Genomic DNA, 13,474 nt, shown 5'->3' on the forward strand with positions numbered 1-13,474 from the left:
ATACAAAGCCTTATATAGTGGAAAAAAAGACAACATGGGGAGGAAGCGGCGATGACGCAGCATGATGCGAAACAAAGTACATATGAGAACGAACCGGCAATCTTTTTGAAATACGGCAAGTATTCGGCGATCGTTCTTCCCGGAGTCGGAGGCAACTTGATTTCCTTCCGAGACGAGGAGCGAGGGTACGCATTTATCCGGGAACCGGAAAGCGCGGACTGGGAAGCTTTCCTGGAGCGCCCGTGGGTGCACGGCGTTCCGGTTTTATTCCCGCCTAACCGATACGACAGGGGAACGTTCGAGTTCGATGGCCGGACGTACCGTTTCCCGGTGAACGAGCCAAGCACCGGCAATCACCTGCACGGCTTCGTCTACAGCTCGAAGTGGGACGTCGTCGAATTCGGCAGCACGGAGGAAAAGAGCTTCGTTACCGTCCGGCTCCGGTTCGACGAGAAGGAGCCGGGTTTTGCCTATTTCCCGCATAAGGTGACACTGTCGCAGACGTTTACGCTGACGGACGAAGGGCTGTCGCAGCGATTCGATGCGGTGAACGAAAGCGATGTTGCGATCCCGTTCATGTTGGGCTTCCACACGACCGTGAACGCTCCGTTCGCTCCGGGAAGCCGTGTGGAGGATCTGCAATGCGGTATCTCCTTCGGCGAAAGCTGGGAGCTGGACGGACGGATGTTGCCTACGGGCAAGCGTCTTCCTTTGAACGAAGGCGAGCGGCTTCTTCGCGATGGGAAAGGCAACCCGTATTTCGTCTCCCTGGACAACCACTATACGGCATCTCCAGTGGACGGAGTCAATGCGATGACGCTGTACGACAGCCGCGTCGGCGTGAAGTTCGTCTATGAAGCGGGAGACGGGTACAAGCATTGGATGGTGTACAACGCGCAAGCGGGCGGGGAGTTTTTCTGTCCGGAGCCGCAGACCGGCATGGTAAACGCTCCTAACGTCGATCTTCCGGCAGAGGAAACGGGCCTCATCCGGCTGGAGCCGGGTCAAAGCTGGACGGCGACGAGCAGGATGTACGCCGAATAAACTTAGAAGGTAACAGAATGGCATCCTTACGGGGCGACCCGGAGATAAGGATGCCTTTCTTTTCTTTGCGGGGGCCTTGGCCCGGTCCTATCGGACGTCAGAGTCGTTATTATGCGATATCATAGGTTTTTCAAATCTAACGGACACCATGAACTTAATCGGACACCTGATTGGGCAAATCCGCCCTTTTTCAAGCCAATAGGGTCTCTCATGTCCGTTAAAATTAAAACGTCGGTTTTCCAGGCAATTAAGTGCTCTCAAGTCCGTTAGCCAAGGCGAAATTGCACCATCCCGCAAGGAGAATGGTCATGAACGTCGAAAAATAGATCTGACGGGGTAATCGCCGTTTGGTTATGTGTTTTTCTACGAAAAACAGGTGCGTGTATACGGAAATGAGAGGGCTTTCAATCCTGTGAAACGGATCGCGTGTCATAATAAGTTGTCGAATCATCGCTAGGGGGATCAAGATGCGCGTGCGGATAACCAATCCATTGACGAGAATGAACGTCAGACAGCAGTTGATTCTGCTGTTTCTAATTCTGGTCAGCCCCGTGTTCCTGCTGAACTGGTACGCGAATACGAAAGCCGAGCAGATTCTGAAAAAGCATGTGACAAGCGCATACGAGGAACTGAACAAACAGAACCATTTTCTGATCAACCGGGATATCGACACGATCAGCCGTATTATGACGACGATGATACAAAACTCGAACACGCAAAGTTTAAGCTACGACGAGAAAGATACGGAATTCGAAAGGGTCGTCAAATACCAAGAGGTCAACAGGCTGCTCGGCAACAATTCCTTCAGCCTTACCGGAGGGGAAGCGATCAATTACTACTTGTTCGTATACGACCCGAATGACCGTTACCCCTTCGCGCCGTCGGTTCCTTATATCAATCGCCGGAACGACGCATCGTCGGTGTTCTTCTATTCTAATGAAACGAAAACACCATGGATCGAACAAGCGCTGAAGGCCAAAGGCAAAGGCGTGCTCGCGTTGATCGACAGTTTCGGACCGAATGCCGACCAGAAGACGCTGGCCTATCTGCGAGCGGTCAACAGCATCACGAACGGAAGAAACGCCATCGGTGTGCTCATAGCCACGAAGATGGACAAAAAAATCGAAGAAGCTTTCGCCACCGTATCGCTGCCGGAAGGCGGACAGATGTACTTAACCGATTGGAACGACCGCATCCTCGCGTCCACGACGCCACGAATGGGCGAAATCTTGAAGTTCCCGGACAAGCTCGTGACGGGAACTGCGATAGAAGAGACGCTTAGCGCGGTCACGGAAGATTCCATTTACGTCGTGCATACGAAATACGGGATCAACCAGAAGCTCGTCTATACGATCCCGACGCAATCGCTGCTGCAACAGCAGAGCGCGCTTAAGCGGGTCATCCAGTTGATCTCCATCGTCTATTCCGTCTTCGCGATTATCGTCATGATGTATTTCTGGAGATCGCTTATGAGTCCTCTGAGAAAACTGGCGATGTTCGCGCGTTCGCACGAGCCGGGGAAACCGTTGTCCTCTCACCCGACCAGAGACCGCAACGACGAGGTCGGCGTGCTGATCTACTCCGTCCACAACATGGCGAATCGGATCAACGATATGATACACGAGCATTATTCGATGGAGATCAAGCAGAAGGAGTCGCAGCTGCAGCTTCTTTATCAACAAATCAACCCGCATCTGCTGTACAATACGCTTGAAAGCATTTATTGGAAAAGCTCGCTCGAAGGCAACACCGGCTCGGCCGAGATGATCAAAGAGCTGTCCAAGCTGATGCGGATCAGCCTTAGCCGCGGCAGGGAACTCATCGCGATCGAAGAAGAGATCGAGCATGCGAAAGCTTATGCAAGCTTGCAGCAGAAACGTTATGAATACGGATTCACGATCCGGTGGGAGATCGACGATGAAGTTCTTCCGTTCTTGATTCCGAAAATCACGCTGCAGCCGCTCATCGAAAATGCGATCATTCATGGCGTGATCAACATGGGCGAGGATGGCGAGATTGTCGTCTCCGCGAGGGCGGCGGACGATCGCCTCCTGCTCGTGGTGGAAGACAACGGCTACAAAGAAACCGATGTCGCGGCAATCAACCGCATCATTGCGGGAGAACCGTCGGAGTCGTCCTTGGGTTACGGAATCCGGAACGTACATAAGCGTATTCAACTGCATTTCGGCAGCGAATACGGATTGTTTTACGAAGCACGGGATACGGAAGGCGTTCGGGTGATCGCGACGATTCCAAAAAGAACAGAGCCGTGGACGGACGAACATCAATAGGAGGGGGAGCAACCCGATGTACAACATTCTGATCGCGGACGATGAACCGTTGATTTGCAGAGGTCTGGCCAATCTTCTCGATTCTTCGGGACTTCATATTCAGCAGATTTATACGGCTCATAACGGTTACGAGGCTTTGGACTATTTGAAAATGGAATCGATCGATCTGCTCTTGACAGATATCCAGATGGGTGCCATGAGCGGAATCGAGCTGATGCAGCAAGCGAAAATCGTCAAGCCGTGGGTCCAGGTCATCGTCATCTCCGCGCACGAGACGTTTCAATACGCGCAGTTGGCCATGCGTCTCGGGGCCAAGGATTACTTAATCAAGCCGATCAACAGCGAACAGCTCCTCAATTCCGTCCGTCACGTGCTGCTGCACATGGACCGGCCAATGCAGGATCAAGCGGCGCTCCTCTCGGATTTGAGAGACCATTTCCGCATGGATCAGCCCGATCCGAGGAAAATGGACACGCTTAACCGGATCGTGAACGAACCTTCGCTCGAAATGGGCGCGTTAGCGGAGCTTATCGCACTCGAAAAGGAGTGCGGGATCGAATTGCGAGGGCCTTATTACGCAATGATCAAAGTTCGTCTTGATTTCGCATCCGGAGGCAAAACGGGAGGAATTGCCGAACATGATGCCTGGTTGCTGCGGTACGCTGTGCTGAATATCGTGAGCGAGCTGCTCGGCAAGGAATGGAACCACCAATCGTTCTATTCTTCGGAACGCGACGTCAGCGTAATCGTACAGTGGGACGAGATGACTTATGGAGATTCCAGCGTCGATAACATCAACCAGCTCGAGATGATCGGAAGAAGCCTGCATTTCAACATTCGCAAGTATCTCGGCTTCCAAAGCGTCATCGGCATCAGTCAGATTCTGAAAGGCAGGGAGTTTCTGCCGGAACTGAACAACCAGGTGGATAAGGCGATCGTCTGGAACCGGGTCCATCAGGACCATTATGTGTTTTATTTCGGTGATTTCAAGTGGGGGCCGCTCGGCGAGGAGCCGACGGACGAGGATCTTGCCGCGCAGAACAACTTGATCGTGGAGAAGGCCCAGGAATACGTGGTGGCTAACTATGCCCAGAAGGGGCTTACGCTGAACGAGGTCGCGCAGAAAAATCACGTCAGCCCGAATTATCTCAGCTACCTGTTTAAGAAATTCACCGGTACGAACCTATGGGAATATGTCATTAAATTGCGAATGGAAGAAAGCAAAAGGCTGATTATGTCGACCGATCTGCGCCGGTACGAGATTTCCGAGCGAGTCGGATACGAATCCCCGGAGCATTTCAGCAAAATCTTTAAAAAATACTTCGGGATGAGCCCAAGCGAAATGAAGAAGTAAAATTAACTATAATCCGCATAGATACGCACATGTTCGTTTCCCTATCCTTTTTCTACAATAAAGCCTATGGAAAGAAAAAAGGAATGAGGGAGACCTGATGAGCCAATCCACCGCTGTTCCGATCCGTCAATCGGACCCTATGCCCAAGAGAGCTCCCGGTAAGTGGAAAAAGCATGCTTGGGGGTATTTGTTCCTCTTGCCGGCCGTAGTCATTTTTTTCACGTTTCTATGGCTGCCGATCGGGAAAGGAATCGTCTTCAGCTTTTACCACATCGACTTCGTCAAAGGCGATACTTTCGTAGGCTGGGACAACTATGAACGGATTCTTAAAGACCCCGAAGTGGTCGTATCCGTGAAAAATACGCTTTATTATATGATGCTGGGACTCTTGATCGGGTTCTGGGTGCCGATCCTGTTCGCCATCGCCATCTCCGAGATGCGAAGGTTGCAAGGGTTCGCCAGAATCGCCGCTTACTTGCCTTATGTCGTCCCGCTCGTCGTGTTATACGGCTTATGGCGCTGGCTGTACGATCCAGTAGGACCGATCAACGCCGTAATTACGAAGATCGGACTTGAACCCGTCTTGTTCATGACGGACAAAGCATGGTCGATGATCTCGATCGTCATTATGGAGACATGGCAAAGCTTCGGTTCCGCTCTGCTCATCTACATCGCCGCGGTGTCTAGCGTGCCGCGGGATTGGTACGAAGCGGCGGAGATCGACGGCGCGGGAGTATGGCAAAGAATTCGAAACATCACGCTTCCGTCGATCAAAAACCAGATCGTGCTGCTGCTGCTCCTGCAGTTGATCGCGACCTCGCAGAACTTCCAAACGCAATACGCGATGCTCGACGGCGGACCGAACAACACGACGCTGACATACGCGCTGGTCGTCATCCGCTACGCGTTCACGAGGCAGGATTACGGCTCGGCGTCGGCGCTGGGCGTACTGATGTTCCTCGTGCTCAGCCTGCTGGCGATCATCCAATACCGGATGTCCAACAGGAAGGAGGCGTAACGCATGAAAGCAGTCGAGAGAGGAATCATTTCTGATTATGATCTGAAGAAGCCAGGCACAAGAACCGTCTACTATTTAATGGTTTTGACCGTTCTCGTCATGGTATGCACGATGCTGTACCCGATGCTGGTCATCTTCTTTAACGGCGTTAAGCTAAACACGGAAGTCAACTCGTTCCCGCCGACGTTCTGGCCGAACGAATGGCACTTCGAGAATTATCACAATGCCTGGAACTACATCAAGCTGCCGCTATTCGCGAGGAATACGCTGTTTATTTTCGCGGGGAACATGGTCATGACGGTGCTCGTCGTCGGTTTCGCGGCATTCAGCCTGTCGCGAATGGACGTTCCTTATAAGAAGTTCATTCAATACTTTTTCCTGCTGACGTTGTTCATTCCTCCCACGACGTATATCATTCCGAACTTCGTGAACTTGCGCGATCTCGGGCTGATGAACACGTTCTGGGCGTTATGGCTGCCAGCCGGGGCGAACGCATTTTTCCTGCTGCTGCTGAAAACTTTCTTCGACGGCATCAACATGGAGATGTTCGAATCGGGACGTATCGACGGGGCCTCCGAGCCAAGGCTGTATTTCCAGATCGCCTTCCCGCTATCCGTTCCGATCTTCGCGACGCTTGCGATCTTCGTGTTCGCTTCAGCCTGGAACGATTGGTATTGGCCATCGCTCATCCTGTCGAGCGACAAGAGGTATCCGCTTGCGACGGCGATTTATAAGTACGTCATCAACGTGCGAAGATTGGATTTGAACCTGCGGTTCGCCATTCTGACGATGATTACTTTCCCGCCTGTTCTCGTGTTCCTCGTATTCCAGAAGTACATTGTGCGCGGTTTGAATATGGGCGGGGTCAAAGGCTAAAGCCGATCCAACGTATGCGTAAAACTGCACATGATCGAAATAGGAATACACATCGCCTAAGGAAATGCGTTCACATTATGATGAGCGTGTAAGCAAAACACTATTTACGAAAAGGGGATAAATACCATGCGCAAGTTAACAACGGCAATTGCTTGTCTGCTTGTATTCAGCTTGGTTCTCGCCGCGTGTGGCGGCAAGAACAATAGTAACGGTTCATCGTCTCAGCCGCCTTCCTCGGCTTCGAACTCGCCGTCCGAATCTGCTTCGGCGCCGGCCTCCGACACCGGCGACAGCTCGGCGGTCGATCCTACGCAGCTCAAGGCTACGATCAGCATTTATTATCCGACGCCGGACCAGATAGAAAAAAGAGCTTTGGAAGACGACAAAATCAAGCGCTTTAACCAAGTGTTCCCGAACGTTGAAGTCGTGAAAAGCGACTGGCAATACAATCCGAATGAGATCGGTATCAAGATGGGCGCGAACGAAGCGCCGACGCTCTTTAACACGTATGCGACGGAAGGCAAATTCCTCGCGGAGAAGGGCTGGGCAGCGGATATTACCGATCTGTACAACTCTTACGATAAGAAAGACCAATTGAACCCGATTTTGCTCGACCAATTTAACATCGACGGCAAAATCTATGGTATCCCGCAACAAGGTTATGTCGTGGGAACAGTCGTCAACAAAAAGATGATCGAGGACAAAGGCGCGACCGTTCCTCCTCTCAATTGGACTTGGGACGACGTGCTGAACACGGCGAAAGCGGTAGCCGATCCAAGCAAGGGTATTGCCGGGATCGCGCCGATGGGCAAAGGCAACGAAGCCGGCTGGAACTGGACGAACTTCCTGTTCGAAGCAGGTGGCGAGATCCAAGCGATCGAAGGCGGCAAGGTCGTCGCGAAGTTCAACTCCGATGCGGGCTTAAAAGCACTTGAATTCTACAGCAAGCTGAAAGAATCCAATGTCATTCCGGCGGACTGGGCGCTCGGATGGGGCGACGCGGTCGGCGCATTCGCGCAAGGCAGAACGGCGATGGTCATTGCCGGACCGGACGGCCCGCTTGATCAAGGCTTGAACCAAGGCGGCATTAAACCGGAAAACCTGCTCGTTTATCCGATGCCTGCGGCGACTTCCGGCGGCAAGCACACGGGCGTTCTCGGCGGCGACTTCCTTGTCGTCAACCCGAACGCGTCGAAAGATGAACAGTATGCGGCATTCCAATACGCAGTGTTCGATTATTTCTCCGATAAAGGCTTGGAGTCGATCGAAGCGAACATTCAAGACCGGAAGAAAGACAACAAATATTTCGTACCGCCAATCATCCAATACTTCAAGCAAGATTCCGAATATGGCGAGAAAGTAAAAGCCGTATACAACAAATACGACAACGTGTACCAATACAGCGACGAACTGATGGGGCTTCTTGACGGCAAACCGGAAGCGCAGTTCAATACGCAAGATTACTACGCAGCAATGACGAACGTCATTCAAGAAGTATTCTCCAAGAAAAGCGTCAACCTGAAAGCGCAACTCGACGAAGCGGCCAAAACCGTACAATCGAAATTCTTCGATCAGATCAAAGTAGAATAGCACAATATGAGGGTTGCCTTCGGCAAACGAAAGTTTGCAAGGGGCAACCCTCATACATACCTGGAGGAGATTGACATGCTAACAAGTGAAGCGATTTTACCGGATAGACCGGATGATGGCAATGAGAAAGAAACAACTCTATACGGCTCGATCGGAGCCATTCTGCAAGTGGAGCAAGGGGAAGGAACGGTCGTCTTGCGGGGCGAGCGGGCCAGCGTCGCGTTCCGTTACGTCGACGAGCATACGCTGCGCATGAAGCTGTTTTTCGGTGATAATCCGGACATGAGAACGACGCCCGCGATCATGCAGGCGGCGGGGAATGGCAAGATCGAAGTCGAAGAGAGGGACGAGCATATCGTTCTGACGTCGGGGGCGCTGCATGCCGTCGTGAATCCACAGCGTTTCTCGTTGCGCGTATTTGATGCGGAGGGCAGGCTCCTGCTTGAAGAGCTGGAGACCGCATGGGATACGCCGACGAATGTGACGTTCGCGGCCGCCAAGACGAACGAGACCCATTTTTACGGTCTGGGAGAGAAAACGGGTTTCTTGGACAAAAACGGAGAACGGTACGAAATGTGGAACAGCGACGTATTCGATCCGCACGTGCAGGATACGGACGCATTGTACCAGTCGATACCGTTTTTAATGCGTTTCGAATACGGCAAGCCGACATACGGCCTGCTACTTGATAATCCAGGCAGAACCGTATTCGACATGCGATCGCATGAGGATCGGTACACGATAAGCACGCATACAGGAGAGTTGGATTTGTACGTGCTGGGCGGGCCAGGCATTAAGGACGTCGTTCGCAGGCTGACGGATTTGACTGGCAGAAGCTATATGCCGCCCGCATGGTCGATCGGATATCAGCAATCCCGGTACAGTTACATGAGCCAAGAGGAAGTGCTGGAGATCGCCAGAACGTTCCGGCGGAAACAAATACCGTGTGATGTCCTTTATCTGGATATTCACTATATGGACGAATACAGGGTGTTTACTTGGGATTCCAAACGCTTTCCTAGACCGAAAGAAATGATGGCAGAGCTGAAGGAGATGGGGTTCGAAGTCGTTCCGATCGTCGATCCCGGCGTGAAGAAAGACCCGAAATATCCGGTTTATGCGGAAGGCGTTCGGAATGGCTATTTCTGCCGCAAGCTGGAAGGCGACATCTTCATCGGCAAAGTGTGGCCGGGTCTAAGCGCGTTCCCCGACTTCACGGAGGAGGAAGTTTCCCGCTGGTGGGGCGATCTGCATCGTTTCTATATCGAGCACGGCATTAACGGGATCTGGAACGACATGAACGAGCCTTCCGTCTTTAATGAGTCGAAGACGATGGATCTTGATGTCTTGCACGGCAACGGCGGAGATCCGAAGACACACGAAGAATGGCACAATCTGTATGGGTTCCTGATGTCCAAAGCGACCTTCGAAGGCATGAAACGGGGGATGGGCGGAGAACGTCCTTTCGTGTTGACCCGAGCGGGATATGCCGGCATTCAGCGTTATGCGACCGTATGGACGGGCGATAACCGGAGCTTCTGGGAGCATATGGCGATGAGCATTCCGATGGTGCTGAATCTAGGCATGTCGGGCATCGCTTTCGCTGGACCCGATGTCGGTGGTTTCTCCCATCATTCTTCAGGAGAATTGGTCGCCAGATGGACGCAGTTGGGCGCTTTGATTCCGTTCTTCCGCAACCACAGCGCGATTGATACGCGCCGTCAGGAGCCCTGGTTGTTCGGCGAACAAGTCGAATCGATCTGCCGGGAGTACATCGGTTTGCGTTATCGACTGCTGCCTTATCTGTATTCGTTGTTCTACGAGGCTCACCAGACGGGCGTGCCGATCGTGCGGTCGCTCATCATGGAATATCCGGAGGATCGGGGTGCGTATAACATCTGCGATCAATTCCTGCTCGGTTCGTTCCTCCTCGCAGCCCCCATCTATCGCCCAGGCGTTCGTTCGAGAGCAGTCTATTTGCCAGAAGGCATCTGGTACGACTATTGGACGGGAGAACGTCACGAAGGGGGACGCTCGATATTGGCCGACGCTCCGCTGGAGAGAATGCCCCTGTACGTCAAAGCCGGAGCGGTAATTCCCGAAGCTCCGCTGCGGCAATGGACCGGGGAAGCGAGCGACGAGCCCATTCGTGTGCAAGCGTACGCGGGAGCGGACGGGACGTCCGAAAGCCGATTCACGCTGTTCGAGGATGACGGCCGCTCGTACGATTTCGAGGCGGGGAAATACCGGTTGCGGGAATTCCGCCTAACGGAAACGAACGGGCAAGTGCGGTTCACTTGCGAATGCTCACATGATGGATTGTCCGGCGGACGCGAGTTGTCTCTTGTGTTTAATCAAGCTGCCGGAGAGCCGGCCGGAATCGAAATATCCGGCGATGCGGAAATCGGCGCATGGACGTATGACAGTGCGAATCGACAATTGCAAGTGACTGTCAGAGCGGCGAATTCCTTTGAATTGACCATTCGATGATCGGAGGGCGGGAAGTGTTATGCGAGTTCGTCATGCGAGGACGATATGGATCACGGCCGGAGCGGTACTCGTGCTGCTGGCCGCCGTGGCCTATTTTTTTCTGAATTCTCCGCTCGGCGCCAAGGCGAGCTTTAAGAGCAAGGACGGCTTGCTCGTCGTCAGCCGCGCGAATCTCGAGATGGCGTTCCGCTCCGACAATGGGGCGATTGCTTACCTCAAGAACAAGGCTTCCGGACAGGATCTGACGCTGGGTAACCGCGAGTCGGCGCTTTGGTGGGCTTTCCTCGAGGACGATTCGTTCGAGAATGGCCAGAAGGCGCAGGCGTTCTCCTATGATTGGAGCTCTCGCAAGGGGGAGTTGACGCTTCATTACGACGGACAAATCAAGGTCGACGTCACGGCTCAGTTCGCGGAAGACAACCGGATCTATCTGCAAGCGAAGATCGACAACCAGGCGGATCGGCCGATCAAGTCGTTCCGGTTTCCTTACGAGTTGAAGGTCGAATCGAACGGCGTCAAAGACGCGCTGCTGCCGATGCTGCCGGGCGTTAAGCTGAGAGACGCCTTTTTCAAGGAGAGCAATTCGTTTCAAGACCAGTACCCCGGCGTTATGTTCGCTTCCTATTTAGGTTTGCGCACGAGCGGCGGCGAATTGGCCGTATTCGACCTGAATGGTGCGGTCACGGCGACGACGGAGCTCGGATTCAAGAACCAGGTGGACGACAAAGGGAAGACGGGCATCGTTCATAACTACAAAACCTGGATCGAGCCGAAAAAAACGTGGAGCAGTCCAACAGTCGTGCTGGAGACAGGAGATTATGAGGCAACGATCGCGAGCTATCGCGAGTTGAACAAGATCGACGAATACCGCTCGTTGAACGACAAGCTCGGCGATAAGAAAACGGCGTACTTCGAGCTTCCTTTTTACAAAACGGATATTTCCGCGATCAAGGACGGCAGTTGGAGCAACCTGACGACGAATATCGTGGATAAAATGAACTATAACGGCGTTATTCATCTCGTCGGGTTTCAAAAAGGCGGACATGACGAGAACTATCCGGATTTCATGCCGCCGGATCCGCAGTGGGGCGGGCAGAAGGCGTTTCAAGCTTTCATTCAGGCGGCGAAGAGCAAGGGCAACCTTGTCGTTCCCTATACGAACATGAGCTGGTGGGGAGACAAGTCGCCGACTTTGGCGAAACTGCCGGAAGGAACGACGATGGAGGATTTGATCGTCCTCAAGGATAATAAGCAGATTACTAAAGAGGATTACGGCAAACATAGCGGTTATGTCGTCAATACGGGCCATCCGTTCTTCTTGCAGAGAATAGCGGAAGAGCATCAGAAGCTGTTGGACGGCGGGTTTGACGGCATTTTCGAGGATCAGTGGGGCATTCGCAATTCTCCGTACGAGTATAACGCGACGATTCCGGACGGGACCGACCCTTCCAACGCCTATTTCAAGGGCGTCCGCAATTATGTCGGGTGGATTAGTCACAAGTTGTATATGGAGGATGGAACGGATGTACTCGCGGACGGCGCGGTCGGATTCATGGGCTCCAACTACCTGTGGGACCAGCTCGGCTATCGCAAGAATACGGCGACTTACGCGGACTATTACCCGATGTCCGGCATGCTGCTGCGAGACAAGGTGATGCAGTACCAGCACGATCTGGCCGCCGAGACGATGACGGACGATCCCGACATGCTGCGCTGGAATCTGGCGATGGGATACAACCTGAGCGCGGATTTCTTTAATGGCGTTGCCAATCCGTGGATCGACATGACGGCGATCATGCAGAAAAATATATTGTCCCAGTACGGCGATTCGCTCGTGAAGAAATTCGAGGACATCGCTTCGAACGTAACTCGGACGGACTTTGGCACATACGCGGTGACGGCGAACTGGAGCAAAGACGTTGCTTTCGTGTTGAATGAGGCTACGCTGCCACCAGGCGGTTACGAGGTGTCAGCTGCCGATGGCAGCAGGAGAGCGGGGAGTTATTCGCGCCTGAACGGTCTAGATCTCGATCAGGGAGAGCACCACCTGATCGAGATTCGCGGGAAGGACACGGTCCGGGTCTATCAGCCGATCGGCGCGGATACGACGCTTCGTATCGCCGCTGGCAAGGACTGGCCGCACGCAGTCGCGGCCGCTTACCAGGCGAACGGGGCGAAGATCGCCGATCTTATGGTGAAGGAAGAGCCCGGCTACGCCGAGTTCGATTACGTAGGCGTGATTAAGGGAACCAAAATTGCTTATGTGGAGCTGTCGTCTTCCAAGGAAGCCAGCAAGGCGACCGCGACGTTCGAGAAGATCAAGGCGATGACGAACATCGCGCTGGGCGCGAAAGCGTTCGCGACCTCGAAGACGGCGGATGCGTTCCCTCCGGAGCTCACAGTCGACGGCGATCCTTATACGTATTGGGAAAGCACGGCGAAGCAGTTCCCGCAGTCGCTGACGCTCGATCTCGGCGAGGAGAAGCCGATCTCCAAGCTGATTTTGCGGCTTCCGCCGCAAGATGCGTGGGAGGCACGCGATCAGACGATCGAGGTGCTCGTAAGCGCGGACGGGGAGTCATTCACGTCGTTGCTGGCGCCGAAGGCGTACACTTTCGATCCGAAGCAGGAGAACGTGGTCGAGATTTCGCTCGGAGACGCGAAAGCCCGATTCATCCGGCTGACCATCACGGATAACACCGGTTGGCCTGCTGCCCAAATTTCGGAGTTCGAAGTATATTGACGAATTTTGACCGAATGGACGGAAAGCCGTCGCGCCTTGTCGCGGCGGCTTTTTTGCACATCGCGAGG

Annotated in this window: 8 protein-coding genes; all 8 read left to right on the plus strand. The window is 53.4% G+C overall.

Annotated elements, in window-relative coordinates; genetic code table 11:
• The first annotated feature begins 51 nt into the window (after positions 1–51).
• The 8 genes from FPZ45_RS10205 to FPZ45_RS10240 all read left to right on the plus strand — a co-directional run bounded on the left by FPZ45_RS10205 (position 52) and on the right by FPZ45_RS10240 (position 13,406).
• Positions 52–1,044: an aldose 1-epimerase gene (locus FPZ45_RS10205; protein WP_144700916.1), complete on the plus strand. Its 993-nt coding sequence runs from the start codon at positions 52–54 to the stop codon at positions 1,042–1,044.
• 467 nt (positions 1,045–1,511) lie between these two features.
• Positions 1,512–3,335, plus strand: a complete 1,824-nt coding sequence (locus FPZ45_RS10210) for a cache domain-containing sensor histidine kinase (RefSeq protein ID WP_144700918.1) — start codon at positions 1,512–1,514, stop codon at positions 3,333–3,335.
• 16 nt (positions 3,336–3,351) lie between these two features.
• Positions 3,352–4,689 (plus strand): response regulator, encoded by a 1,338-nt coding sequence (locus FPZ45_RS10215; RefSeq protein WP_144700920.1) that lies wholly within the window; start codon positions 3,352–3,354, stop codon positions 4,687–4,689.
• A 97-nt stretch (positions 4,690–4,786) separates the two neighbouring features.
• The gene (locus FPZ45_RS10220; protein WP_144700922.1) at positions 4,787–5,707 is read left to right on the plus strand and encodes a carbohydrate ABC transporter permease; all 921 of its coding nucleotides are present in this window, start codon (positions 4,787–4,789) and stop codon (positions 5,705–5,707) included.
• A gap of 3 nt (positions 5,708–5,710) precedes the next feature.
• A complete protein-coding gene (locus FPZ45_RS10225) occupies positions 5,711–6,583 on the plus strand; it encodes a carbohydrate ABC transporter permease (protein WP_144700924.1) in 873 nt (290 codons plus the stop codon).
• Between the two features lie 126 nt (positions 6,584–6,709).
• The gene (locus tag FPZ45_RS10230) at positions 6,710–8,173 is read left to right on the plus strand and encodes an ABC transporter substrate-binding protein (protein ID WP_144700926.1); all 1,464 of its coding nucleotides are present in this window, start codon (positions 6,710–6,712) and stop codon (positions 8,171–8,173) included.
• A 75-nt stretch (positions 8,174–8,248) separates the two neighbouring features.
• A complete protein-coding gene (locus tag FPZ45_RS10235; RefSeq protein WP_144700928.1) occupies positions 8,249–10,663 on the plus strand; it encodes a glycoside hydrolase family 31 protein in 2,415 nt (804 codons plus the stop codon).
• Positions 10,664–10,682: 19 nt separating this feature from the next.
• Positions 10,683–13,406, plus strand: coding sequence for a discoidin domain-containing protein (locus tag FPZ45_RS10240; RefSeq protein WP_144700930.1), 2,724 nt, complete (start codon positions 10,683–10,685; stop codon positions 13,404–13,406).
• Positions 13,407–13,474: the final 68 nt, after the last annotated feature.

Origin of the sequence: Cohnella terricola (assembly GCF_007786475.1) — a bacterium.
GTDB classification, from domain to species: domain Bacteria; phylum Bacillota; class Bacilli; order Paenibacillales; family Paenibacillaceae; genus Cohnella; species Cohnella terricola.